Genomic DNA, 24839 nt, shown 5'->3' on the forward strand with positions numbered 1-24839 from the left:
GAAGGGTAGGGACCCGAGAGATTCGCAACGAAAGGGCAACCCCATGGCTGTAAGCCTGTCCAAGGGCGGCAACGTCTCGCTCACCAAGGAGGCGCCTGGCCTCACCGCCGTCACGGTCGGCCTCGGCTGGGACGTCCGTACCACCACGGGCACGGACTTCGACCTCGACGCCAGCGCCATCGCGGTGAACGGGGCCGGACGGGTCCACTCCGACCAGCACTTCGTCTTCTTCAACAACCGCGCCACCCCGGACCAGTCGATCGTGCACTCGGGCGACAACGTCACCGGTCAGGGCGAGGGCGACGACGAGCAGATCAACGTCAACCTGGCCGCGCTGCCCGGTGAGATCGACAAGATCGTCTTTCCGGTCTCGATCTACGACGCGGAGTCCCGCAGCCAGAACTTCGGCCAGGTGCGCAACGCGTTCATCCGTGTCGTCAACCAGGCCGGCGGCACCGAGATCGCGCGCTACGACCTCAGCGAGGACGCGGCGACCGAGACCGCGATGGTCTTCGGCGAGCTGTACCGCAACGGCGCCGAGTGGAAGTTCCGCGCCGTGGGTCAGGGCTACGCCTCCGGTCTCGTCGGCATCGCGCAGGACTTCGGCGTCAACGTCTGACCGCGCGCACTGCCGCCAGGGCCCCGGCGGCCCGACGCACCGCCCCGCCGGCCCGGCCTCCCCGCAGGGAGGCCGGGCCGGCGTCGTGCGGGGCGACCTCACGCGCCCCGTCCCTCCCCCGGACCGGCTCGTCCGGGTGTCGCCGCCGCGTGGACCGGGGCGGGTGGCGGAGCGACAATGGCCGGGTGAGACCTGACAGCCCAGGCACTCGTCGCACCGGTAGGGGGTGACACCTCGTGACCTCCTCCGCCAGGCCGCGCGGCCGGCGTGCCGCGCCTTCCCCGGGACTGCCCGCGCAGGCGTTCGACGCCGCGCCGTTCACGGTCGCCGCGACCTGGGACGCCGACCACCGCCTCGCCTACGCCAACCCCCGCCACCGCGGCCTGTTCGGCGACGCCCCGCTCGGCACCCCCTTCGCCCGGGCCTGCCCCGACCTGGCCGGCGACGAGTTCCTGAGCCGCATGGACGCCGTCCAGCGCACCGGCGAGCCGTACGTCTTCACCGCCCTCCCGGTGGTGCTGCACGTCCCCGGAGAAGGGCCCGCCGAGAAGCTGTTCACCTGCAGCCTCTCCCCGGCGGTCGCACCGGACGGCCTGCGCGGCGTGCTGGTGGTGTCCAGCGAGGTCACCGGCCAGATCGAGGCGCAGCGGCGCATCCTCCACCGGTTCCAGCGGCTGGTCGGGGCCAGCGAGCAGAAGACCCTGGTGGCCGACCCGGCCGGCCGGGCGCTGGACGTGTCCGGCTGGGAGCACGTGACCGGCCGTACGCGGGCCGAGCTGATCGGCGACGGTTGGCTGGACACCGCGCACCCGGAGGACCGGCCCGCCCTGGAGAAGGCGTGGCGCGACGCCGTACGCGACGTTCCCGAGCGCTTCGAGCACGTCTACCGGCTGCGGTACCGGGACGGCTCCTACCGGCACTGCCGCATCGGTGCCGTGCCGTTGCGGGAGGACGGGACGCTCGTGGAGTGGGTGGCCGGATGCTCCGACATCGAGGAAGAGTGGCTGGAGGAGCGCCGCGCCACGCTGCTCGCCCGGGCCGCCGCCGTGGTCGGCGACGCCTCGAGCGCGGAGGAGTCTTTCGCCGCGCTCAGCCACGTCGTGGTGCCCGCGCTCGCCGACCAGTGCGGCATCTACCTGCTGCCCGAGTCGCCGGGCGACGGCTCGAAGACCGAGGCCCTGACGGTACAGCGAGTGGCCGCCACCGCCCGGCGCGGACTGGAGGCGCGGCTGCCTCCGCTGCGCGACGAGCACGTCGACCCGCACGCCCACAGCGCCTTCACCCACGCCGCGCTGGCCCGGGTGCCCGCCCGGGCGACGTTTCCGCCCGGCCAGGCGCCGCCCGGGTTCGCCCCGCCCGCGCTCGCGCCGTGGATCGTCAAGGCCCAGGCGCACAGCGGCGTCCTGGTGCCCGTGCTGGTGGACGGCACGGTCGCCGCGATGGTCTCGGCGTTCGTCTGCGGCGTGCGGGAGGCCATCTCCGACCAGGACACCGAACTCATCCGCGACATCCTGGAGCACGCCCACGGACCGCTGCGCAACGCCCTGGAACTGCACCGAACCCGGCGGGTCGCCAACGCGCTGCAGCACAGTCTGCTGACCTCGCCGCCGCACGTTCCCGGACTCCAGATCAGCGCGCGCTACCGCGCCAGCGCCACCACCGCCCAGGTGGGCGGCGACTGGTACGACTCCTTCTTGCTGCCGGACGGCGTGGCCAGCCTGGTGATCGGCGACGTCGCCGGCCACGACCTGGCCGCCGCCGTCACCATGAGCCGGATGCGCAACATGCTGCGCGGGCTGGCGGTCGACCGCACCGAGCCGCCCGGCGACATCGTGCGCCGCCTCGACCTGGCCGCGCAGTGCCTCGGCCCCGAAGAGACCACCGCGACCTGCGTGTTCGGCCGTGTCGAGCCGATGGGCGACGGCCATTGGCGGCTCAACTACGCCGTCGCCGGCCATCCGCCGCCGCTGGTCGTCGAGGCCGACGGCAGCTCACGCTTCCTGGAGGCGTCGCACGGCCCGCTGCTCGGCGGCGTCTCCCCGGAGATCCCCCGCGGCAACGCGCTGGAGCGGCTGAGCCCCGACTGCACCCTGCTGCTCTACACCGACGGCCTGGTCGAGCGGCCCGGAGAGGACATCGACACCAGCCTGGAACGTCTCCGGGAGCGAGCCGAGACGCTGGTGACGGCACCGCTGGAGGACTTCTGCGACGAACTGGTCGACCGCCACAACCCCGGGACCAGCGACGACATCGCGCTGATCGCCCTGCGCACGGCGCCGGACCCGCGCGGCGCCTGAGCCGCGGTGCGCGCCGGCGGGAGCGCGCCCGGCGAGTTACGCGTCGACCGCCGTCGCGCGCCCGCGCGCCCGCCCGACGGCCGCGCACCGGGCCCGTGACAGCATCGGGGCGTGCTCGACATCGGCTACGCCCTCTCCTCCCGCTTCCCCGACCCGCCGCAGACCGACTACCGCGCCGCCGACCGGACCGCGCTGCGGCACGACCTCTTCTGCGGCGACGTGTATCTCGCGGACGTCGACACGGACCATGAGGTGTCCACGGCCTGGGGCTGGCTGCCGGTGCTGGACTTCGCCTGGGCGCTCTGCGACATCGCCGAGCGGCTGGACCGCGACCCCCTCGGCGGCCGCTCGCCGGGCCCGCAGCGGGCCGAGATCGACTTCACCGAGAGCGTCGACCGGCTGCGTTTCGAGCGCCGTTTCGGCACGGTGGAGGTCACCGCTGACTGGGCCGCTCCGCACGAGCCTCCGCTCGTCCTCGGGTACGCGGAGCTGCGGCGCGAGGCCCGCGACTTCCTGCACGACCTGCTGGCCGACCTCGTCGACATGCACGAGGGGCTCGACGCGAACCCCGAGGTGTGGAGCCTTCGGGCACGCTTTCCCCGTCTGTAGGCGGTCGGCGACGCTGCGTGGGGGTGCCGGGGGTTTGTTACTCATCGGTTCCGTCCCGGGGTGGTGCGGAGCTACGGTGGAGGTGAGACATTTCCCCCTATGGGTCTCATCGTGGCGCCGGCCAGGTGCCGTCGCAGCGCCTCCCGCCCGATGGTGTCGCCACAGACAGGACATGCCGTATGAATCCACCCGAACCGCGGTCCCCCTCCCCCGAGCACGCCGCGGAGACCCCTGGCGTGGCGCGTTCCGCCGACGGGCCTGAGGGCGGCATCTCCCGCGACTCCGACGACGAACCGGGCGGCCATCCCGTGCCTGCCCCGGCCTCCGGTGACGACCGGCGCCTGTGGGGCGGCGAGGAGCGGCCCTGCGGGGACGACGACGGCGACCGGCGGCGGCGTCCGAGGCGCGTCGCGGACCGGCGGGCCGCCGAACGAGACCGGCAGGAACGTCTCCTCGAGGAGGACGCGCTGGTGCGCGCCCTGTTCTCGCAGTCACGTGTCGGCCTGGCCGTCCACGACGCCCTGCTGCGCGTCACCCGCACCAACCTCGGCCACGACTGCTTCCGTCCCCTCGCCGTCGGCCGCGGGGACCCCGACGGAAGCGGGCGGGTCGCCCGGCCGGTGCCCCGGCACCCCGAGTCGTTCCTGGAGGCGGAGGACGCGGCCCGGTTGGTCGCCACGCTGAGCCGGGTCGCCGAGACCGGCGAGCCCGTCATGGGCGTGCCGCACCGCGCGCGCTGCCTGGGTCGGCCGGACGATGACCGCGTCGTGTCGCTCTCCGCGCTCCCGCTGCTCGACGCCGACGGCGCCGGCCGAGGCGTGCTCACCTCGGTCATCGACATCACCGACGAGCACCGCGACCGGGAGCGGCTGGCCATGGTCAGCGAGGCCGCCAAGCGCATCGGTACCTCCCTGGACCTGACCCGCTGCGCGGAGGAACTCGCCGACTTCCTCGTGCCGGAGTTCGCCGACCTCGCCGCCGTCGACTTCACCGAGGTGGTGCTGGTCGGCGAGGAGCCGGGCGACATCGCGCGCGGCGCGCCGTTCACGCGGGTGGGCGTGGCGGCCGCCGAGGGGGAGTGGCCCGCCGAGCTGTACCAGCCGGGCGAGACGGCCCTCACCCGCACGCTGGAGACCGAGTACCTGCGGGAGCCTGCCGTGCAGGTGCCCGACCTGGACGAGATGCGGGACGCCTGGTCGGACGACGACCACCGGCGGCGGCTCTTCCTCGCCGAGGGCGCCGTGTCCTACATGTGGGTGCCGCTGCACGCCCGCGGCCTGGTGCTGGGCTCGGCGCACCTGTGGCGCCGGAAGGGCTCCGCCCCGTTCGACCGGCGCGACGCCGATCTCGCCGAGGAGGTCGTCAGCCGGGCGGCGCTCGCAGTGGACAACGCCCGCCGCTACACCCAGGAACGGCGTACCGCCGAGGCACTGCGCCGCAGCCTGCTGCCGCCCTCGCTGGTCGAGGTGAGCGCCGCCGAGGCCGCCGGCAGCTGCCTTCCCGCGGCCACCACGGCGGGCGTCGGGGGCACCTGGTTCGACGTCATACCGCTGTCCTCCGCGCGCGTCGCCTTCGTCGTGGGCGACTCGGTCGGCCACGGCCTGGAGGCCACGGCGGCCACCGGGCGGCTGCGTACGGCCGTGCAGACGCTGTCCGACCTCGACCTTCCGCCCGACGAACTCCTCGCCCACCTGGACGACCTGGTCGAACGCCTCTCCGCGGACGACGCCACCACCTGCGGACCGGCCGGCCGGATCAGGGGCTCCACCTGCCTCTACGCGGTCTACGACCCGGTCACCGGGCACTGCACGATGGCGTCCGCGGGGCACCCGCCGCCCGCCGTGATCTCCCCGGACGGGGACTGCGCGTTGGCGACGTGCGAACCGGGCCCGCCGCTGGGGGAGGCCGGCGAACCGCTCGAACCGTTCGAGCTGGCCCTCGAACCCGGCAGCCGGCTCGCCTTCTACTCCGGCAACCTGCCGCCTGCACGGGAGGACCACTCGCCCGCCTCGCGCCTGTGCGACGCCCTCGGGGAGGCCGCACGGACGCACTCCTCGCCCGCCGACGTCGTCCGCGAGACGCTCAGCAGCCTGGTCCCGAAGGCGCCCGACGCGGACACCACCCTTCTCCTCGCCTGGCCGCGGCGACTGCCCGCCGACCACACCGCCGAATGGCGGTTCCCCGCCGACCCGGCGATCGTCGGACAGGCACGCGAGGTCGTCGCCGCCCAGCTCGCCTCCTGGGGGCTGGACGACCTGGTCTTCACCACCGAGCTCATCGCCAGCGAACTGGTCACCAACGCCATCCGGTACGCCGGCGGGCCGGTGACGCTGCGGCTGATCAAGGACGAGACGCTGATCTGCGAGGTCTCCGACCCGACGCAGACCCATCCGCATCTGCGCCGCGCCCGCCCCACCGACGAGGGCGGCCGTGGCCTGTTCCTGATCCACCAGCTCACCGAGCGCTGGGGCAGCCGCTACACGCCGTGCGGCAAGACCATCTGGACCGGCCAGCGGCTGCCCGACGGCACCGAGGAGCCGTAGCGGACGGGCCGGAGCCGCCGGAGTCGGCGCGTGCCGCACGGGCCGTACGCCACTGGCGGTGGCGTTGTCAGAGGCCCGGTGCACGATGGCGGGATGGCGAGCACGCGACGTTCCGTACCCCGGCCGCAGCTTCCGCAGCTCTCGCTGCCCGACCTCACCCCGTACGCGGGGCCGGGCCTGGAGCCGGACGGCGACCACGACACCGAGTCGCTCACCGGACTCGACCTGTCGCGCGCGGACGGCGGCGGCAGCACCTTCCTGGACTGCGCGCTGCGGCAGTGCGACCTGACCGGGACCCGGCTGAAGCGTGCCCGCCTGATCGACACCGTCCTGGAGGGCGTCACCGGCGTCGGCACCGACCTCGCGGACGCGGAGCTGCGGGACGTCGAGCTGACCGGCGCCCGGCTCGGCGGCGCTCAGCTGCACGGCGCCCGGCTGACCCGGGTGCACGTCCGCGGCGGCAAGCTCGACGTCCTCAATTTGCGGCAGGCCACGCTCGTGGACGTGACCTTCGAGGGCTGCGTCCTGGTCGAGCCGGACTTCGGCGGGGCGCGTCTGGAGCGGGTGTCCTTTCGCGACTGCGCCCTGCGCGGCGCGGACCTGTCCGCCGCCCGGCTGCGCGACGTGGACCTGCGGGACGCCGCCGAACTCGGCTTCGCGGGCGGCGTCGACCGGCTCTCCGGCGCCGTGATCGGTACCGGTCAGCTGATGGACCTGGCTCCGGCGTTCGCGGCCCAGCTGGGGGTGCGCGTCCTGGACTGAGACCGGACGAGGGCGGGGGGACGGGTCAGGCGAGCGTGCGGTACCGGCCGCGGAAGTAGGTGAGCGGGCCGGTGCTCTCGCCGTGCCGCACGGACGAGGTGAGGACGCGGGCGATGACCAGGTTGTGGTCGCCCGCCCGCACCCGCTGCTCGGTGTGGCACTCCACGACGGCCAGCGCTTCGCGCAGCAGGGGGGCGCCGCTGGCCTCGCCGCGGTCGTGCGGCAGCTCCTGGAAGAGCAGCCGGTCGCTGAGGCGCCCCTTCATCGCGAACCGGCCGGCGATGTGCCGCTGCCCCTCGGTGAGCAGGCATGCCGCCCAGCGCGGCTGCCGCTCCAGCACCTCGTCCATGCGTGAGCCGTCCCGCACGCTGACCATGACGAGTGGGGGTTCCAGCGAGACGGACAGGAATGCGGTCGCGGTCATGCCGACGTCCTCGCCGCGGGGCCCGTCGTCCGGGTCGTGGGCCGACACCAGGACCACTCCGGCCGCCAGCCGGGCCATGGCGGCCTTGAACTCCTCCTCGCTCACCCCTTCAGGATGGGGCACGGGCGTCTTCGTCGTCTGCTGCTGCAATGCTCGGGACACGTCAGAAGACGGTATCCCGCGTCGCGCCGCCCCCGCATCGGACCTGGGAACCAGGCAGGGCCTAGGTGTATTGCTCATGAGCGTTGTTGACACTCACAGGTCTTGATCATGGCGAAGGCCTCCGTGTGTGGTGGAGGTGTCGAATCTTCACCGCACGGAGGCCTTCGTGTCCCACCGTAATGCCCGTCTGACTCCTTTGGGCAGGCGTCTGCTGGTCGATCGTGTCCGTTCCGGCCGCCCGGTGGCCCATGTGGCTGCGGAGATGGGCATATCCCGGGCCACGGCCCACAAGTGGGTCCACCGGTGGCGAGCCGAGGGCGAGCCGGGCTTGTGTGACCGCCCCAGCCGCCCGCACACGACACCGCACCGCACCGATGCCGATACCGAAGCACGGGTCTGCCGGCTGCGGACCGAACGCAAACTCGGACCCGCCCGCATCGGCCCGATCCTGGGCATGCCGCCCTCGACCGTGCACCGGATCCTCACCCGGCACGGCCTGCACCGGCTGGCCTGGATGGACCGGCCAACCGGGCGCATCATTCGCCGCTACGAACGCGAGCGGCCCGGCGAGCTGGTGCACGTGGACGTGAAGAAACTCGGGCGGATTCCCGACGGCGGCGGCTGGCGTGTCCACGGCCGCGCGGAAAGCCGCCTGACCAAGACCGGAGTCGGCTTCGACTACATCCACTCCGTCGTCGACGACTACACCCGCCTCGCCTACAGCGAGGTCCACCCCGACGAGAAGGCCGCCACCTGCGCAGGCTTCCTCCGCCGAGCCGCCGCCCACTTCGCCGCCCTCGGCATCGACCGCATCGAAAGGGTGCTGACCGACAACGCCTGGTCCTACCGCAAGAGCACCCTCTGGAAGCAGTCCCTGACCTACCTCGGCGCCACCAGCAAACGCACCCGCCCTTACCGACCGCAGACCAACGGCAAGGTCGAACGCTTCAACCGCACCCTGCTCGACGAATGGGCCTACCTGCGGCCCTACACCAGCAACGAGCAGCGGACCGCAGCTCTGCAAGACTTCCTGCACACCTACAACCACCACCGCTGCCACACCGCACTCGGCGGCCAGCCACCGATCAGCCGTGTGAACAACGCTCCGGGTCAATACACCTAGGACCCGCGCCCCGACGTCCGCGCCGCCGGGCCTGGCGGCCTGGCGACGGAGGAAAACGGACGACCGACGTCCGGTCCGTGCCGGTTCGGTGTCCCGTCCGCGCCGTTTTCGCGCGGGTTGTGCGCCCCTTTCGCGCCCCCTCCAGTGACTTGAGTCACAGAAGCGTTTTATTGTTGACCCTGTGTACCGGCTGTGGTGCTGACTGTGATTCAGTGGTCACCTGCACGTGCACGTGCACGGGAACGCGCGCCGGGAGGCGCGCGGAACGCTCGCGGAGCCGACGTTCACGCCCAAGCTCAGGGGGAGGCGATGGAGACAGAGTCGGAGCCCTACGTCCGCCTCGCCAGTCTGCGGGCCCTGCACCAGGCGGTGGCGAAGCTCAACACCGCACGCAGCATGGCCGACACCCTCCAGACCATCGCCGACGGCGTCGTCGAAGGACTCGGCTTCGAACTCTGTGCCGTCAACTTCGTCCGCCCCGACGGCGACCTGGTGGTCGCCGCCGTGGCCGGCAGCGAGGCCGCCGAGACGGCCATGGCCGGCCGGGTGGGCTCCCGGGCGTCCTGGGAACGGCGCCTCGCGATGGGCGAGCCGTTCGGGTCGCTGCGCTTCATCCCCTGCCACGAGGGCTGGATACTCGACAACGACGACGTCCCCCAATGGCACACGCCCGCACCGGTCAGCGACGACACCGACCGGTGGCAGCCCAGCGACCGCCTCTTCGCGCCGCTCCACACCTCCGGCAGCGAACTGCTCGGCGTGATGTCCCTGGACAAGCCGCGCAACGGCCGCCGCCCCGGCGCCTGGACCCTGGAAGCCCTGCAGCTCTACTCCACCCAGGCCGCCATCGCCCTCTCCAACGCCCGGCTGCGCGCCAACATGCAGCGCGCCCTGGTCCGCCTCGAACGCGAGCAGCAGGCACTGCGGGCCAGCGAGGAGAGCTTCCGCCAGGCGTTCGAGTACGCGCCGAGCGGCATGGCCGTCGCCGAGATGGGCGGCGACCAGCACGGCCGCCTGATGCGCGCCAACGACGCGCTGTGCCGGCTGCTGGGCCGCCCGGCCGCCGCCATGCGCCGCTACTCCTTCTCCGACCTCGTCCATCCCGAGGACATCGGCACGCTGCTGCGCACCTCCGCCGAGGGGGGCCGCGCCGAGCTGCGCCTGGCCCGGCGCGACGGCAGCCATGTCTGGGTCTCGCTGCGCAACTCCGTCGTCGCCGACGCGGCCGACGGGCCCCGGTTCCTGCTGACGCACGTCGAGGACATCGAGGAGCGCAAGCGGCACGAGATCCAGCTCGCCCACCGCGCCAGCCACGACTCACTCACCGGCCTGCCCAACAGTGCCGAACTGCGCGCGCGGCTCGGGGCCCGGCTGTGCGCCGGCACGGCCGGAGCACCCGGCGGTGCCGACGGGGGCATCGGACCGGTGCTCACCCAGGCGCCCCGCCCGGCGGCCGACCCGACCGTCGCGCCGCTGACCGACCCCGCCGCGGCGACCGCCGCGGGCCTGGGGGCGCTGGAGGCCTTCGAGGGGCCGTACGACACTCCGGCCTCCGGAATCCCCGCCTTCGACGGGTACGCCGCGCACCACGACCACGCCGTGCCGCCGCACCACGACGGGGAGAAGGGGCTCGCCGTCCTCTTCTGCGACCTCGACGGGTTCAAGTCGATCAACGACCGGTTCGGCCACCACTGCGGCGATGCGGTGCTGATCGAGGTCGCCCGCCGGCTCTCCGCGGGCGTCCGCGACAATGACACCGTGGCCCGCCTGGGCGGCGACGAGTTCGTGGTGCTGGCGGACGGCGTCGGCCTCGCAGAGGCCCAGGACCTGGCGGTGCGGCTGCGCAACGCCATCATCCCGCCCATCCGCGTCGACGGCCGCGCGGTCCGCGTCGGGGCGAGCTTCGGCATCGGCTGGGCGGCCTGCGGCATGACGGCCGAGGAGGTCCTCCAGTCCGCGGACCAGCGCATGTACGTGGAGAAGCGTTCCCGGTCCGGCGGCCGCCGCCGCGCGGGCTGACGGGTCGCCGCGCGGCGTCCGCACCGCGGTGTCGCCGTCCGTGTCCCGAGGGCTGAGACGTGCCTTGACGGCCGGGCGCCACGGGACGCGCGGTGAGCTGGGACTTCGCCCGATGTCCGACGAGTGATCACTTCCGCGTTGGCGTCGGGCCCACCCCCGGGATGTAGGCTCGGCCGGATACCTGACGCAGAGGGAGTGACAGGGGATGACCGCCGAGAACCAGGGCACGGGTGCGCCGGAGGGCGACGATCCGTTCGCCTATCTGTACCGCCAGGAAGGCGGCGGCGCGGAGGGGCGCGCGGCGACGGCACCGCAGCCCGGGGTCCCCCGGCGTTCGTACAACCAGGTCCGCGCGGTCGGCGAACGCCAGTACGGCGGACAGCAGACCTATGGCGGGCAGCAGCGTGGCCAGGCCACCGCGTTCCAGCAGCACGGCACCGGCAGCCCCAGCGCGCACTATGCCGCGCCGGAGACGATGCCCGGCGGCCGCGCCGCGGTCCGCCGGCAGGGGGACGGTTCCCCGGGCGGCCCGTCCGGCCGGGGCCGGGGCGGCCGGGGATCCGGCGGCAACCGGAACGGACTGCTCGTCGTGGCCGTGGCCGTGGTCGCCGCCGTGGTCATCGGCATCGGTACCGCCATGCTCTTCAACAGCGACGACAGCGGCGGCACCGGCAACCCGCAGGCCGGCACCACCCCGACCGCGGGCGCCGGTGGCGAGGAGCAGGACACCGGCGGCAAGGACGAGGGGCAGAAGGACAAGCCGCTCGACCTTCCCGCCGAGGACGCCGCCGCGCTGACGCTGGGCGGCAAGGCCACCGCCGCGAACGACGTCCCCGGCGCCCAGAGCCGCAACGGCTCGTACGTGACGATGCCCAACGCCGGCGACAGCGCGACCTGGAGCCCCGAGGTGCCGAAGGCGGGCAAGTACACCGTGATGGTGCGCTACTCCGTCCCCGGCCGGGACGCGGACTCCACCCTCGTGGTCAACGGCGACCCGCACGACCGGCCGCTGAGCATGAAGAACTTCGCCAACGCCAAGAAGGGCGACTGGGAGAAGGGCTGGACCACGAGCTACTCCTACGTGGTCCTTCAGGAGGGGAGGAACGACATCACGGTGTCCTGCGAGCAGGGCAACACGTGCGCGTTCGCCCTCGACCAGGTCTGGCTGAAGCCCGGCTGGAAGGGCTGACCGGCCGGGCCCCGCCGCGTCCACACAGCCCCGGTCCGTGCGTCCCCTGGGCTGTCACGCCGCCGCCGTCCGCTCGGTGACCTCGACGCGGGGCAGCATCTCGGCGTAGACCGGGGCGTCGAACTCCCCGGCAGCCGGGGCCGCGACGGTGGCCGCCGACAGGGCCACCGCGCGCACCAGCCGGTCCGGCCAGGAGAGGCCCTCGACCAGACCGGACAGCAGCCCGGCGACCGCCGAGTCCCCGGCGCCCGCCGGGTTCCCGGCCAGCTGACGCGCCGGGGCGGCCCGCCACACGCCGTCCTGGGTGAGAGCCAGCATCCCGTCCGGGCCGAGTGACGCCGCGACCTCCCGCGCCCCCCGGCGACGCGCCTCGCGCGCCGCCCGCAGCGGCTCGTTGGTGCCGGTGATGCCCGCCAGTTCCGCGATGTTGGGCTTGACGACGTCCGGACGGGCGGCCAGACCGCGCCGCAGCGGCTCGCCGCTGGTGTCCAGCAGCACCGGCACGCCCGCGTTCCTCGCCTCCCGCACCAGCGTCCCGTACGCACCGACCGGTACGCCCGGTGGCAGGCTGCCGCACAATGCGACCGCCCGGCACCTGCCGCCGCCGGCCGCGAGCAGGTCCCGGTACGCGGTCAGGAACGCCGTCCATTCCTCCGGGGCGACGTGCGGGCCGGGCTCGTTGAGCTGGGTGGTGTCGCCGGTGGCGTCGTCGATCACGGCGACCGTGCGGCGGGTCTCGCCGCCGACGTCGACCAGGGCGTCCGTGAGCGAGCCGGCGTCCGGTGCGGCCGAGGCGTCCTCCGCCCGGCGGGCGAGCAGTGTCCGCACCTCCTCGCCCGTACGGCCGCCGGCGAAGCCGGTGACCACCGCGTCGTGGCCGAGGGCGGCGAGTACCCGGGCGACGTTCAGTCCCTTCCCGCCGGGTCTGACCCGCACCTCGCTCACGCGGTGCGTGCCGTGCCGTTCGAGGCGGGGGACCCGGTAGCCGACGTCCAGGGCGGTGTTGAGCGTTACCGTCAGGATCACGCGGATCCACCCCCTGAGTACACGTGCGCCGTTCCCTCGTCGTAGTACGAAAACCTGATGTGCGGGGGTGATCATGCCATCGTGTTGCGGCCGAGCACAGACCTCGGCCCCGTCGGCTTACCGGCGGTCACCCTGCCGGCGGCGGAACCAGCCACTCGCCCTTCCGCATCACGGCGGTCAGCGCGAAGTCCGCGTCCAGCACCACCAGGTCCGCGTCCTTCCCGGCCTCCAGCGAGCCGACCCGGTCGAACACGCCCAGCAGGCGCGCCGGGGTGGCGCTCAGCGCCCGCACCACGTCCGCCACGGGAAGCCCGTCCACCGTGACCGCGCGGCGGAACGCCTGATCCATGGTCAGCGTCGAGCCCGCGATGGAGCCGCCTTCCACCAGCCGGGCCACGCCGTCGCGCACCTCGACCTCCAGCGGGCCCAGCGGGTACACGCCGTCGCCCATCCCGGCCGCGCCCATCGCGTCCGTCACGAACGCCACCCGGCCCGGCCCGGCCGCGCGGAACGCCACACCGAGTGCGGCCGGGTGCAGGTGCGTGCCGTCGTCGATCAGCTCGACGGTGACCCGTTCGTCCTCCAGCAGTGCCGCCACCGGACCGGGCGCGCGGTGGGCCAGCGCGGGCATCGCGTTGTAGAGGTGCGTGGCCACGGTGGCACCGGCGTCGATCGCCTCCCGGGTGGCGTCGTACGTCGCGTCGGTGTGCCCGACGGCGGCCACGACGCCGTGCTCGACGAGCAGCCGCACCGAGTCCAGCCCGCCGGGCAGTTCCGGGGCGAGGGTCAGCATCCGGGCGGTGCCGTGTGCGGCGTCCAGCAGCTTCCGCACGTCCGCCGGGTCGGGGTCGCGCAGCAGCTCCGGCTGGTGCGCGCCGCACCGGTTGCGGGCGATGAAGGGGCCCTCGAAGTGGACGCCCGCCAGGTCGCCCTGCTGCACCAGTTCGCTCAGCGCGCCCGCCTGCCGCGCGAGATCGTCCAGGTCGCCGGTCACGGTGGAGGCGACCATGGTGGTCGTGCCGTGCCGGCGGTGCGTCTCGACGACCGTCAGCGCCTCCTGGGCCGTGCCCGCGGAGAAGGAGGCGCCGCCGCCGCCGTGCACGTGCATGTCGACGAAGCCCGGCACCAGCCAGTGGCCGGTCAGCTCGTGGGTGTCCACCTCGTCGTCCGCGGTGGCGGCGGTGACCGGCGGCACCGCCTCGCCAGGACGGGTGGCGACGGCGGCGATGGTGCGACCCTGGACCGTCACCCGGCCGCCGTCCGCCACCCCGTCCGGCAGGACCAGCCGGGCCCCGGTCAGGACCGTTCGTCGTGTCTGCGCCGTCATCGGCTCACAACCTCCGCGGAGAGAAGATCCCAGGCGAGGAGTCCCGCGCCCAGGCAGCCGGCGGCGTCACCCAGTGCCGCCGGGACGATCGAGGGCACGTGCTGGAAGGTCAGCCGTTCGGTGACCGCGGCCCGCAGCGGGTCGAACAGGGTGGCGCCGGCCTCCGCGAGTCCGCCGCCGATCACCAGCGTCCGCGGGTCGAGCAGCGTCACCGCGACGACGAGGCCGTCCGCCAGCGCGGCGACGGCGTCCCGCCACACCTGCGCGGCGCGCGGGTCGCCGGCCGCGACCGCGGCAGCGGCGTCCGCCGCCGTCGCCGTCGCAACACCGCTCGCTTCCGCCCAGGCGCGGCCCACGGCGGACGCCGACGCCAGGGTCTCCATGCAGCCGCGCCGCCCGCAGCCGCAGGGCGGGCCGTCCGGGCGCAGCACGACGTGGCCGATCTCCCCGGCGCCGCCGTGGGCCCCGGGTTCGATGCGTCCGTCGATGCCGACGGCGCCGGCGATCCCCGTGCCGAGCGCGACGAACAGGAACCGGTCCACGCCCGAGCCCGCGCCGATGCGGGCCTCGGCGAGCCCGCCGGCCCGCATGTCGTGGCCGAGCGCCACGTGCGGTGTGCCGAGCCGTTCACGCAGCCGGTCCCGCAGGGGCACGTCCCGCCAGCCCAGGTTCGCCGCGAAAACCGCCGTGCCGCCGGCCTCGTCGACGATGCCGGGTACGACAACGCCCGCGCCACGCGGCTCCGCGCCGAGGCGCGCGACGCCCTCCGCGCGCAGCTCGGCGACGAAGTCGAGGACGGCGCCGACGACCGCCCCCGGGCCGCTCTCGCGCGGCGTGCTGCGGCGCGCCTCGTACAGCGGCGTCCGCCCGGCGTCGGGCCCCAGCAGCGCACCCTTCATCCTGGTGCCGCCCACATCGAGGGCGATGACGTATGGACTCACGGGGACAGTCTCCCGCGTTCACCCGTGAGAGGTCTAGTCCACTTGCGCGATCTTTATCGAGGTGTAGGGAGGTCCGGGGTTCCCGGTGCGAGTAGGTTTGTCGCATGAGTGCGCACGCGGACGCCGATGCGGAGGCGGATGACGGAGGCGGTCTGTCCGAGCGGGACAGGGCGGTGCTCGCCGTCGAACGACGCGGCTGGTCCGGTCCGGGCGAGAAGGAGCGCGCCATACGGGAACGGCTCGACATGTCCCCGACCCGGTACTACCAGTTACTCAACGCGCTCCTGGACGATCCGCGCGCGCTGGCACACGACCCGGTGACCGTCAACCGCCTCCGCCGCCTCCGCGAAGCCCACCGCGCCCACCGCTGACCGCCCCGGCGGGTCGCACCGACGGCCGGCCCGGCGGTCCGGCCGTGGCTCCGGAGTGGGGCCCAGCGACGCCGGACGCACCGGTGGGCCACCGTCCCCGTCGCCGGCCGCCGGTGTGTGGGTGCCCTTGTCGCCGGCCACCGGATGCCCCGCGCCGGGTCCGGCCGCCCGTGACGGGGACTCCCGCTGCGGCGGGAGGCGGAGGCGTCGTGCGGCTGAGCGGTGTGTCGGCCGTGAGTCGGCCCGTGCAGGGCCGACGCGTGGGTAGGGTCGGGCCCATGGGCAGTGACCTCGATTCTCTCCCCCCGTCCTTCACCCGGCGATGCCCGGCGCCCCTGGCCCCTGCCGGGCGCCGTGGTCTGGAGAAGCTCTTCGAACAGCCCGGACGGGCCCTGCTCGCCCTGGACTTCGACGGCGTGCTCGCCCCGATCGTGCCGGACCCGGAGCAGGCACGGGCGCACCCGGACGCCGTCCCGGCCCTGGCCCGGCTCGCGCCCCACCTCGCCACGGTCGCCGTCGTCACCGGCCGCCCGGCCGCGACCGCCGTCGAGTACGGCGGCCTCGCCGGCGTGCCGGACCTGGACCGTTTGGTGGTGCTCGGCGCCTACGGCGCCGAGCGCTGGGACGCCGTCACCGGCGCCGTCGAGGCGCCGCCCCCGCATCCCGGAGTCGAGGCCGTGCGGGAGGAACTGCCCGGTGCACTCGCCGACGTCCCCGGTACCGACGGCGTGCACGTCGAGGACAAGGGCAACGCGCTCGCCGTGCACACCCGCCGCGCCGCCGAGCCGGCCGTCGCCTTCGCGCGGCTGCGCGAGCCGATGGCGGCGCTCGCCGCACGGCACGGACTGGCCGTCGAGCCGGGGCGGATGGTGCTGGAACTGCGCCCGCCCGGGATGGACAAGGGCAGGGCGCTGACCGACCTCGCCCGCGAGACGGGTGCGACGTCCGTGGTGTACGCCGGGGACGACCTCGGTGACCTGGCCGCGTTCGCGGCCGTCGACGCGCTGCGCAGCGAGGGCGTCGGCGGCCTGCTGGTGTGCAGCGGCAGCGACGAGGTACGCGAACTCGCCGACCGCGCCGACCTGGTGGTGGACGGCCCGGACGGCGTGGTCGCGTTGCTGGAGGCGCTGGCCGCCGCCCTCGGCCCGGACGGGAACGCCGGGGGCTAAGGCCTGTCCGGCCCGCCCCGAGCGTGGCGCATGAGGCGGCCGACCACGGGGGAGGCACCCGGTGTGCGCGTGATGACCTGGAACCTGTGGTGGCGCTTCGGCCCGTGGGAGCGGCGCTGGAAGGCGATCCGGCAGGTCCTGCTCGACGTCCGCCCCGACGTACTGGGCCTGCAGGAGGTGTGGTCGCACGGCGACGACTGCCTCGCCGACCGCCTCGCCAGGGACCTCGGCATGTACTGCGTGCGCGCCGACTCCGACGCGCCCGGGGGCTGGCAGCGCCGGCTCCACGCCCCGGACGCGCACGAGATCGGCGTCGGCAACGCTGTGCTGAGCCGGTGGCCGGTCGTCGACCGGGCCCGGCTGCGGCTGCCCACCGACGGCGGCCGGGCGGACGGACGGACGGCTCAGCCTGCACGCACTGATCGACGCGCCCGGCGGCAGGCGGGTGCCGTTCTTCACCACCCACCTCAACTCCGGCGCGCACGAGTCGGCCGTCCGCTGCGCCCAGGTGCGGGCGCTCGCCGCCTTCGTCGCCGAGCACCGCGCCGGCACGGACTTCCCGCCGGTGCTCACCGGCGACTACAACGCCTGGCCGGACAGCGACGAGATGCGGCTGCTGGGCGGGTTGCGCACCACGCCGCCGGTCGGCCGTCAGGTCTTCCTGGACGCCTGGGAGTTCGCCGCGCCGGGCCTGCCCGCCGCCACCTGGGACGCCGCCAACCCCTACGTCGCGGCCCGCCGGGACCCGAGCGTGCGCATCGACTACGTCCACGTCGGTCCGCCCGGGCCGGGCAACGTCGGGCACGTGCGGTCGGTACGGCGGGCCGGGGACGGGCCGGTGGACGGCGTCTGGCCGTCGGACCACCTTGCCGTGGTCGCCGACCTCGCCCTCCAGGAGGAGGACTGACATCCGGGGCATCCGGGGCATCCGGGGCGACCGGTCCGGTCGGCCGACGCGGCCTCAGCCGCGGAGCCCCTCCAGCTGCTCCACGAACCAGTCGGCGGGCGGCAGCGCGGTCGCCGCGTCGGCGAGCCGCTTGGACCGCTCGGCCCGCTCGCCCTTCGGCATGCTCAGCCCCTCGTGCAGCGCCCGCGCGGTCTCCGCGATGTCGTACGGGTTGACGGTCAGCGCGTCCTCGGCCAGTTCGGCGTACGCGCCCGCCTCCCGGGACAGCACCAGCGCACAGCCCTCGTCGGAGACCACGGGGACCTCCTTGGCGACCAGGTTCATGCCGTCGCGGATGGGGTTGACCAGGGCCACGTCCGCCATCCGGTAGGCGGCCAGCGAACGGGCGAAGTCGTCCTCCACGTGCAGCACCACCGGGGTCCATGCCGGCGTGCCGAAGTCGGCGTTGATCTCTTCTGCGACCTCCGCCACCTCCGCGGTGTACTCCTGGTACACCGCCAGGTCCTGCCGCGAGGGGTAGGCGAACGCCAGGTGCACCACCCGCCCCTGCCACTCCGGGTGGTCGGTGAGCAGGCGGCGGAACGCGTACAGGCCGCGGACGATGTTCTTCGACAGCTCGGTGCGGTCCACCCGCACCACGATGCGGCGGTCGCCGCCACCGACCTGGGCGCGCAGCTGCTGCCGCCGCTCCGCGACGTCGTGGCGCCGGGAGCGCTCGCGGAGGAAGTCGCCGTCCGCGCCGAGCGGGTGCACGCCCAGGCGGGTGGTGCGGCCCTCGTGCACGACGTCGACGCGGCCGTCCTCGCCGGTCGTCACCTCCGCGCCCAGCACGTCCGCGCAGCAGTCGGCGAAGGCCCGGGCCCAGCGGGCGGTGAGAAACCCGGCGCGGTCCGCGCCGAGCACCCCGCGCAGCACGTCGGCGGCGACGTCGTCGGGCAGCATCCGGTAGTAGTCCGGCGGCGCCCACGGGGTGTGCGAGAAGTGCCCGATCCGCAGGTCGGGTCGGCGTTCGCGGAGCAGCGCGGGCACCAGGGAGAGGTGGTAGTCCTGCACCAGCACGGCCGCGCCCTCGGCGGCCTCCTCCGCCAAGGCGTCAGCGAACGCGGCGTTGTACGCCTCGTAGGCCGCCCACTGCCGGGCGAACTCGGCGTCGAAGGAGGGCTCCACCGGCGTCCGGTAGAGCAGGTGGTGCACGAACCACAGCACGGAGTTGGCCACGCCGTTGTAGGCGCCGTCGTGCACGTCGGCGGGGATGTCGAGCATCCGCACGGCCTGGCCGCCGGTGTCGGCGGAGTCCAGCCGCCGTCCGGCGCGGGAGGCGGCCTCCCGGTCGGAGGAACTCAGCGCGGAACACACCCAGACGGCCCCCGTCTCCGGGCCGATCGCGCTCAACCCCGACACGAGGCCGCCGCCGCCCCGTCGGGCGGTGAGGCGGGCCGGGTCGTCCTCGGCGGGGCGGTAGGCGACAGGGCCTCTGTTCGACGCGACGAGTACCTGGGCGGAGCGCTCAGCGACCATGGCCGGAGCCTAGCCGTCCGCGCTCCCGCGCAAACGTACGCCGCTCCCGCGCCGCCGCACCCTCCCGCCCGGCGGCACCCCCCGTCCGGAAGCCGTCCCTCCGGGGCCGTCGGCCGCCGCCGGGCCGGGAGGAGACGCCGTGGCAGGGGCCGGGCAGCCGGTGCTCAGCCGGGCCGGCGGGCGGCGTACTCGGGGACGCTCAGCATGGGCGGCCGCTCCACCTCGTCCACGGCGAAGGTCCGGGCCGCGAAGCCCCCCGCGTCCGCCCGGGCGAACTGCGTCAGGCGGTGCCGCACCGCGAGCTCGTCGCCCCCGCGGGGCAGCCGCACCTCCGCCGTGCGGAGGATCGCCGCGGCCATCCGTCCCAGCGCCTGACCGTCCTGGTGCCGGTGGCGCCGCGCGCCGACGTCCACCTGGGCCAGCGCGTCCAGGCCGGCCAGGCCGAGCGCGTCCACCAGCAGGCCCAGCTCCACGCCGTAGCCGACGGGGAACGGCAGCCGTTCCAGGAGCGTGCGCCGCGCCGCGTACTCGCCACCGAGCGGCTGGACGAAGCCCGCGAGGCGCGGCCAGTGGAGGTTGAGCAGCGGCCGGGCGACCAGTTCGGTGACCCGGCCGCCGCCCTCCGGGCTGTCGCCGAACGGCCGGTCGTACATCGCCTTGACCAGCTGCAGGCCGGGATCGGTGAGCAGCGGGCCGACGATCCCGGAGACGAAGTCGGCGGAGAAGTCCCGCAGGTCGGCGTCAACGAAGCAGACGATCTCACCGCTGGTCGCGAGCAGCGCGCGCCAGAGCACCTCGCCCTTGCCGAGGACGGCGGGGACCCGAGGCAGCACCTCGTCGCGGTGCACCACCTTCGCGCCGGCCGCGGCGGCGACCTCCGCCGTGCGGTCGGTGGAGCCGGAGTCGAGCACGAGCAACTCGTCGACCAGCGGGTGAGGACCGTCCATCAGATCGCGGCGGATCACGGCGACGATCTCGCCGACGGTGGCCTCCTCGTCGAGGGCGGGCAGCACGACGCTGACGCCGCCGGCCGGCCCGGCGGCGCGTTTCGCCGCGGCGAGCGCCGGGAGCGGGCGGTCTGCCGCCGCCCAGGAGCGGCGGTCCAGCCAGTCGCGGACCTCGTCCAGCACGTCTGCTCTCCTGCTGCTTTCCTGTAGGTGTCGGAATGCGTTCCCGCTCCAGCGTGACGCCGCGCGCGGGCACGGCGCCGCTGCGACCGTACTGCGGGCACCGCGTCTCGCGGTGCGGACGCCTCGCAGCCGGTGCGGGGGCCCTGGGCTACAGTCTTGAACAACGCGACCGGCCCGGACATGCCGGGGTCGGACGCACGGGTCCGAATGACCCGACCACAACTTCACACCGCTCATCCAGAGGGGCAGAGGGAACGGCCCGATGAAGCCCCGGCAACCCTCCAGCCGGTCTCGCGCATCCAGGCGGGCCCCCGGCTAGGGAAGGTGCCAATTCCGGCTCGTGGCGAGATACGTCACGGGGAAGATGAGGAGAAAGGGCCTCGCCTTCATGGCTGTGCAAGCTCCCGAGCAGTCCGCCGACACCTCCGCCGCAACCGCTGCCGCCGGTGCCGCCACCGTTTCGCTCGGCCCCGCCGCCGCTCTGTCCTGTCGCGAGTGCGGTGCCCGGAACCCGCTGGGGCCGCTCTTCGCCTGCGAGGAGTGTTTCGGCCCGCTGGAGGTCGCTTACGACCTGCCGACCGGCGACCCGGAGGGCCTGCGGAAGCGGATCGAGGCCGGTCCGGCGAGCATCTGGCGCTACGCGCCGCTGCTGCCCGTGCCCGCCGACGTCGCGGACCAGCCGAACACCGACCCCGGATTCACCCGGCTGGTGAAGGCCGACAACCTGGCCCGCGAGCTGGGCGTGGCCGCGGCGGGCGGCACGCTCCATGTCAAGGACGACTCCGGCAACCCGACACACTCGTTCAAGGACCGGGTCGTCGCCATCGCCGTCGAGGCGGCCCGCGCCTTCGGCTTCACCACCCTCTCCTGCTCCTCCACGGGCAACCTGGCCGGCGCGGTCGGCGCCGCCGCGGCCCGTGGAGGCTTCCGGTCCTGCGTGTTCATCCCGCACGACCTGGAACAGGGCAAGGTCGTGATGGCCGCCGTCTACGGCGGCGACCTGGTCGGCATCGAGGGCACGTACGACGACGTGAACCGTTTCTGCTCCGAGCTGATCGGCGACCCGCTGGGCGAGGGCTGGGGCTTCGTCAACGTCAACCTGCGCCCCTACTACGGGGAGGGCTCCAAGACCCTGGCGTACGAGATCGCGGAACAGCTCGGCTGGGAGCTGCCGGACCAGATCGTCATCCCGATCGCGTCCGGCTCGCAGCTCACCAAGATCGACAAGGGGTTCAAGGAGCTGATCGCGCTCGGCCTCGTCGCGGACAAGCCGTACCGGATCTTCGGCGCGCAGGCCGAGGGCTGCTCCCCGGTCTCCCGCGCCTTCAAGGACGGCCACGACGTCGTACGGCCGGTGAAGCCGGACACGATCGCGAAGTCCCTGGCCATCGGCAACCCGGCGGACGGCCCGTACGTGCTGGACATCGCGCGGCGCACCGGCGGCGCGGTGGAGGACGTCACCGACGCGCAGATCGTCGACGCCATCACGCTGCTGGCCCGTACCGAGGGCATCTTCGCGGAGACGGCGGGTGGGGTGACCGTCGGCGTCACCCGGAAGCTGATCGAGGACGGCCTGCTGGACCCGTCGCTGAACACGGTGGTGCTGAACACCGGTGACGGGCTGAAGACGCTGGACGCCGTCGCGGACGCCGCCCGGCCCAGCGCGACCATCCGCCCCAGCCTGGACGCGTTCCGCGACGCGGGCCTGGCCTGACGCGGCACGGGCGTCCCGCGGCGCCGTGCCGCCGCGTCCCCCTGCTGCGCACTGCTGCGAACTTCGAACCCACGGAAGGTGAACCCATGAGCGTCAACGTCCGCATCCCGACCATCCTGCGCACCTACACCGGCGGCCGGGCCGAGGTCCCGGCCGAGGGGGTCACGCTGGCCGAGGTGCTGGCCGACCTCGAGAAGAACCACACCGGCATCGGCGCCCGCGTCCTGGACGACTCCGGCAAGCTGCGCCGCTTCGTGAACGTCTACGTGAACGACGACGACGTGCGCTTCGCCGAGGGTCTTCAGACGCCGACGCCGGACGGCGCGGGCGTCTCGATCATCCCGGCGGTGGCCGGCGGCTGACGCGCCCCGGCGCGGGCAGCGGCCCGCGGAACGGCCCGCGGAACCGCGCAGGAAGCGCGCGGGAACGGAATCGCCTCCTCCGACACAGAAACGGAGGGGGCGATTCCGCGTTCTGCGAGGGAGTAGAGTGAAGCCGTTCCCCTCCTGTGAATGCCGCGCGCATATGAGAACGCGACAACTTCTGCGCGAATTCGATGTCTCTTTTGCCGCGCCTGTGCCGGTTTGCCTCTTCACGATTGCCCCGCTTTCCCGCACTTTCTCCCCACATTCCGTGAAGTGTCGTGCCCCGATTTCTCGTCCGCGCGACCTGTTGCAGACGGCGTTCGGACAGATACATTCAGCGGCGGTCGACGCGTTCCGGCGCACGCCACCGGCTCCGCCGGGGGTGAGGTCTGACCCGGGTCCGCGAAGTGCGGGCTCGTGCAAGGGCCAGTAATAGGGGAGTTTGCAATGGCTCAGGGCACCGTCAAGTGGTTCAACGCGGAGAAGGGCTACGGCTTCATCGCGGTCGACGGTGGTGCGGACGTGTTCGTCCACTACAGCGCGATCCAGATGGACGGCTACCGCACCCTGGACGAAGGACAGCGGGTCGAGTTCGAGATCTCGCAGGGTCAGAAGGGGCCGCAGGCGGACATGGTCCGCGTGACCGGCTGAGCGCCGACCGGTACCGACCGACGTAAGCGACAGCAGGGCCCGCACCTCCACTCGGAGGTGCGGGCCCTGCTCGTGTCCGTCGGGCGCCGCGGGGGCCGGGGGTGCTCTCCGTCCGGCCGTCCCGGGGTGCGGTGGGCGCTTGCACTCGAGGGGGGAGAGTGCTAATCATTGGCGTTAGCACTCTGAAGGTGAGAGTGACAGCAGGACCGGGTCCGGTGAGGCCCGCAGGCCGGGTGGGGCAAGGAACCGCCGGGTCCGCAGGTCGTCCGTCGCGGGCGCCGGCACGGTCCTTCGAAGCCCACCCGAGTCCCGGAGGACCACTTCCATGGCCAAGATCATCGCGTTCGACGAGGAGGCGCGGCGCGGCCTCGAGCGCGGGATGAACCAGCTCGCCGACGCCGTCAAGGTCACGCTCGGCCCCAAGGGCCGGAACGTCGTGCTGGAGAAGAAGTGGGGCGCTCCCACCATCACCAACGACGGTGTCTCCATCGCCAAGGAGATCGAGCTCGAGGACTCCTACGAGAAGATCGGCGCCGAGCTGGTCAAGGAGGTCGCGAAGAAGACGGACGACGTCGCCGGTGACGGCACGACGACCGCGACCGTTCTCGCCCAGGCGCTGGTCCGCGAGGGTCTCCGCAACGTCGCCGCCGGCGCCAACCCGATGGCGCTGAAGCGCGGCATCGAGCGCGCCACCGAGGCCGTCTCCGCCGCCCTGCTGGAGCAGGCCAAGGACGTGGAGACCAAGGAGCAGATCGCCTCCACCGCCTCCATCTCCGCCGCCGACCCCCAGATCGGCGAGCTGATCGCCGAGGCCATGGACAAGGTCGGCAAGGAAGGCGTCATCACCGTCGAGGAGTCGCAGACCTTCGGGCTGGAGCTGGAGCTCACCGAGGGCATGCGCTTCGACAAGGGCTACATCTCCGCCTACTTCGCCACCGACATGGAGCGCATGGAGGCGGAGCTCGAGGACCCGTACATCCTCATCGTCAACTCCAAGGTCGGCAACGTGAAGGACCTCCTTCCGCTGCTGGAGAAGGTCATGCAGTCGGGCAAGCCGCTGCTGATCATCGCGGAGGACGTCGAGGGCGAGGCCCTGTCCACCCTCGTGGTGAACAAGATCCGCGGCACCTTCAAGTCCGTCGCGGTCAAGGCCCCGGGCTTCGGCGACCGTCGCAAGGCCATGCTCGGCGACATCGCCATCCTCACCGGCGGCCAGGTCATCTCCGAGGAGGTCGGCCTCAAGCTGGAGAACGCCGGTGTCGAGCTGCTCGGCCGCGCCCGCAAGGTCGTCATCACCAAGGACGAGACCACCATCGTCGACGGTGCCGGCGACAGCGAGCAGGTCCAGGGCCGGGTCAACCAGATCCGTGCCGAGATCGACAACTCCGACTCGGACTACGACCGCGAGAAGCTCCAGGAGCGCCTCGCGAAGCTGGCCGGCGGCGTGGCCGTCATCAAGGCCGGCGCCGCCACCGAGGTGGAGCTCAAGGAGCGCAAGCACCGCATCGAGGACGCCGTGCGCAACGCCAAGGCGGCCGTCGAGGAGGGCATCGTCGCCGGCGGCGGCGTGGCCCTGCTCCAGGCCTCCTCGGTCTTCGAGAAGCTTGAGCTGGACGGCGACGAGGCCACCGGTGCCCAGGCCGTCAAGCTGGCGCTGGAGGCTCCGCTGAAGCAGATCGCCGTCAACGGCGGTCTCGAGGGCGGCGTCATCGTCGAGAAGGTGCGCAACCTGCCCGTCGGCCACGGCCTGAACGCCGCGACCGGCGAGTACGTCGACATGATCGCCGAGGGCATCATCGACCCGGCCAAGGTGACGCGTTCCGCGCTGCAGAACGCCGCCTCCATCGCGGCGCTGTTCCTCACCACCGAGGCCGTCATCGCCGACAAGCCTGAGAAGGCCGGCGCCGCCGCCGACCCGACCGGTGGCATGGGCGGTGACATGGGCTTCTGATCCTCGCGGATCGACGCCTGCA

Annotated in this window: 20 protein-coding genes, 1 pseudogene and 1 riboswitch; of the genes and pseudogenes, 15 read left to right on the forward strand and 6 right to left on the reverse strand. The window is 73.6% G+C overall.

Annotation, left to right across the window (positions count from 1 at the left end; genetic code table 11):
- Positions 1-43 precede the first annotated feature (43 nt).
- From E4198_RS14805 to E4198_RS14825, 5 genes are all read left to right on the forward strand, one after another.
- Positions 44-619 carry a TerD family protein gene (locus E4198_RS14805; RefSeq protein ID WP_027765698.1) on the forward strand — a complete coding sequence of 192 codons (576 nt, stop codon included), beginning with the start codon at positions 44-46 and terminating at the stop codon, positions 617-619.
- 236 nt (positions 620-855) lie between these two features.
- Positions 856-2916 (forward strand): SpoIIE family protein phosphatase, encoded by a 2061-nt coding sequence (locus tag E4198_RS14810; RefSeq protein WP_136183560.1) that lies wholly within the window; start codon positions 856-858, stop codon positions 2914-2916.
- 111 nt (positions 2917-3027) lie between these two features.
- On the forward strand, positions 3028-3525 hold the full coding sequence (locus E4198_RS14815; protein WP_136183561.1) for a hypothetical protein: 498 nt from the start codon (positions 3028-3030) through the stop codon (positions 3523-3525).
- A gap of 236 nt (positions 3526-3761) precedes the next feature.
- Positions 3762-6068 carry a SpoIIE family protein phosphatase gene (locus E4198_RS14820; RefSeq protein WP_168711442.1) on the forward strand — a complete coding sequence of 769 codons (2307 nt, stop codon included), beginning with the start codon at positions 3762-3764 and terminating at the stop codon, positions 6066-6068.
- Between the two features lie 93 nt (positions 6069-6161).
- The gene (locus E4198_RS14825; protein WP_136183563.1) at positions 6162-6830 is read left to right on the forward strand and encodes a pentapeptide repeat-containing protein; all 669 of its coding nucleotides are present in this window, start codon (positions 6162-6164) and stop codon (positions 6828-6830) included.
- A gap of 25 nt (positions 6831-6855) precedes the next feature.
- Here E4198_RS14825 and E4198_RS14830 read toward each other — a convergent pair whose 3' ends face one another.
- Entirely contained in the window at positions 6856-7416 is a 561-nt protein-coding gene (locus tag E4198_RS14830; RefSeq protein WP_247597693.1) for a flavin reductase family protein, read from the reverse strand.
- Between the two features lie 166 nt (positions 7417-7582).
- On the opposite strand from E4198_RS14830, the gene E4198_RS14835 reads away from it, so the two are divergent.
- From E4198_RS14835 to E4198_RS14845, 3 genes are all read left to right on the forward strand, one after another.
- A complete protein-coding gene (locus E4198_RS14835) occupies positions 7583-8539 on the forward strand; it encodes an IS481 family transposase (RefSeq protein ID WP_136181712.1) in 957 nt (318 codons plus the stop codon).
- Positions 8540-8848: 309 nt separating this feature from the next.
- Complete coding sequence (cdgB, locus tag E4198_RS14840; protein WP_136183565.1) at positions 8849-10558, forward strand: diguanylate cyclase CdgB; 1710 nt, start codon at positions 8849-8851, stop codon at positions 10556-10558.
- Between the two features lie 205 nt (positions 10559-10763).
- Positions 10764-11747: a hypothetical protein gene (locus E4198_RS14845; RefSeq protein ID WP_136183566.1), complete on the forward strand. Its 984-nt coding sequence runs from the start codon at positions 10764-10766 to the stop codon at positions 11745-11747.
- A gap of 54 nt (positions 11748-11801) precedes the next feature.
- Here the strand turns inward: E4198_RS14845 and E4198_RS14850 are convergent, their stop codons facing one another.
- The 3 genes from E4198_RS14850 to E4198_RS14860 form a co-directional block, all read right to left on the reverse strand.
- Complete coding sequence (locus E4198_RS14850; RefSeq protein ID WP_136183567.1) at positions 11802-12773, reverse strand: 1-phosphofructokinase family hexose kinase; 972 nt, start codon at positions 12771-12773, stop codon at positions 11802-11804.
- 127 nt (positions 12774-12900) lie between these two features.
- Complete coding sequence (nagA, locus tag E4198_RS14855) at positions 12901-14100, reverse strand: N-acetylglucosamine-6-phosphate deacetylase (RefSeq protein WP_136183568.1); 1200 nt, start codon at positions 14098-14100, stop codon at positions 12901-12903.
- Positions 14097-14999, reverse strand: coding sequence for an ROK family protein (locus E4198_RS14860; RefSeq protein ID WP_247597925.1), 903 nt, complete (start codon positions 14997-14999; stop codon positions 14097-14099). Before E4198_RS14860 ends, nagA begins: the two co-directional genes overlap by 4 nt.
- A 146-nt stretch (positions 15000-15145) precedes the next feature.
- On the opposite strand from E4198_RS14860, the gene E4198_RS14865 reads away from it, so the two are divergent.
- The 3 genes and pseudogenes from E4198_RS14865 to E4198_RS14875 all read left to right on the forward strand — a co-directional run bounded on the left by E4198_RS14865 (position 15146) and on the right by E4198_RS14875 (position 17488).
- Positions 15146-15412: a DUF3263 domain-containing protein gene (locus tag E4198_RS14865; protein ID WP_136183570.1), complete on the forward strand. Its 267-nt coding sequence runs from the start codon at positions 15146-15148 to the stop codon at positions 15410-15412.
- A gap of 278 nt (positions 15413-15690) precedes the next feature.
- A complete protein-coding gene (gene otsB / locus E4198_RS14870) occupies positions 15691-16581 on the forward strand; it encodes a trehalose-phosphatase (protein ID WP_136183571.1) in 891 nt (296 codons plus the stop codon).
- Positions 16582-16653: 72 nt separating this feature from the next.
- Positions 16654-17488 (forward strand): annotated as a pseudogene (locus E4198_RS14875) (endonuclease/exonuclease/phosphatase family protein).
- Positions 17489-17542: 54 nt separating this feature from the next.
- Here E4198_RS14875 and E4198_RS14880 read toward each other — a convergent pair.
- Together E4198_RS14880 and E4198_RS14885 are read right to left on the reverse strand one after the other, a co-directional pair.
- Positions 17543-19006, reverse strand: coding sequence for a trehalose-6-phosphate synthase (locus tag E4198_RS14880; protein ID WP_136183572.1), 1464 nt, complete (start codon positions 19004-19006; stop codon positions 17543-17545).
- 164 nt (positions 19007-19170) lie between these two features.
- Positions 19171-20136, reverse strand: a complete 966-nt coding sequence (locus E4198_RS14885) for a glucosyl-3-phosphoglycerate synthase (RefSeq protein WP_136183573.1) — start codon at positions 20134-20136, stop codon at positions 19171-19173.
- A 230-nt stretch (positions 20137-20366) separates the two neighbouring features.
- Positions 20367-20507, forward strand: a riboswitch (SAM riboswitch).
- On the opposite strand from E4198_RS14885, the gene thrC reads away from it, so the two are divergent.
- The 4 genes from thrC to groL all read left to right on the forward strand — a co-directional run bounded on the left by thrC (position 20501) and on the right by groL (position 24817).
- A complete protein-coding gene (thrC, locus tag E4198_RS14890) occupies positions 20501-21850 on the forward strand; it encodes a threonine synthase (protein ID WP_136183574.1) in 1350 nt (449 codons plus the stop codon). (Overlaps the previous riboswitch by 7 nt.)
- 86 nt (positions 21851-21936) lie before the next feature.
- Positions 21937-22212: a MoaD/ThiS family protein gene (locus tag E4198_RS14895; protein ID WP_136183575.1), complete on the forward strand. Its 276-nt coding sequence runs from the start codon at positions 21937-21939 to the stop codon at positions 22210-22212.
- Between the two features lie 450 nt (positions 22213-22662).
- Complete coding sequence (locus tag E4198_RS14900) at positions 22663-22866, forward strand: cold-shock protein (RefSeq protein WP_016472377.1); 204 nt, start codon at positions 22663-22665, stop codon at positions 22864-22866.
- A gap of 325 nt (positions 22867-23191) precedes the next feature.
- Positions 23192-24817 (forward strand): chaperonin GroEL, encoded by a 1626-nt coding sequence (groL, locus tag E4198_RS14905; RefSeq protein ID WP_136183576.1) that lies wholly within the window; start codon positions 23192-23194, stop codon positions 24815-24817.
- The last annotated feature ends 22 nt before the right edge of the window (positions 24818-24839 follow it).

Source organism: Streptomyces sp. RKND-216 (genome assembly GCF_004795255.1).
GTDB lineage: Bacteria > Actinomycetota > Actinomycetes > Streptomycetales > Streptomycetaceae > Streptomyces > Streptomyces hazeniae.

Coding starts and splice junctions, on each gene's coding strand:
- E4198_RS14805 (WP_027765698.1), top strand. CDS start 44: ATGGCTGTAAGCCTGTCCAAGGGCGGCAACGTCTCGCTCACCAAGGAG.
- E4198_RS14825 (WP_136183563.1), top strand. CDS start 6,162: ATGGCGAGCACGCGACGTTCCGTACCCCGGCCGCAGCTTCCGCAGCTC.
- cdgB (WP_136183565.1), top strand. CDS start 8,849: ATGGAGACAGAGTCGGAGCCCTACGTCCGCCTCGCCAGTCTGCGGGCC.
- E4198_RS14845 (WP_136183566.1), top strand. CDS start 10,764: ATGACCGCCGAGAACCAGGGCACGGGTGCGCCGGAGGGCGACGATCCG.
- nagA (WP_136183568.1), bottom strand. CDS start 14,100: ATGACGGCGCAGACACGACGAACGGTCCTGACCGGGGCCCGGCTGGTC.
- E4198_RS14860 (WP_247597925.1), bottom strand. CDS start 14,999: ATGAAGGGTGCGCTGCTGGGGCCCGACGCCGGGCGGACGCCGCTGTAC.
- E4198_RS14865 (WP_136183570.1), top strand. CDS start 15,146: ATGAGTGCGCACGCGGACGCCGATGCGGAGGCGGATGACGGAGGCGGT.
- otsB (WP_136183571.1), top strand. CDS start 15,691: ATGGGCAGTGACCTCGATTCTCTCCCCCCGTCCTTCACCCGGCGATGC.
- E4198_RS14880 (WP_136183572.1), bottom strand. CDS start 19,006: ATGGTCGCTGAGCGCTCCGCCCAGGTACTCGTCGCGTCGAACAGAGGC.
- thrC (WP_136183574.1), top strand. CDS start 20,501: ATGAGGAGAAAGGGCCTCGCCTTCATGGCTGTGCAAGCTCCCGAGCAG.
- E4198_RS14895 (WP_136183575.1), top strand. CDS start 21,937: ATGAGCGTCAACGTCCGCATCCCGACCATCCTGCGCACCTACACCGGC.
- E4198_RS14900 (WP_016472377.1), top strand. CDS start 22,663: ATGGCTCAGGGCACCGTCAAGTGGTTCAACGCGGAGAAGGGCTACGGC.
- groL (WP_136183576.1), top strand. CDS start 23,192: ATGGCCAAGATCATCGCGTTCGACGAGGAGGCGCGGCGCGGCCTCGAG.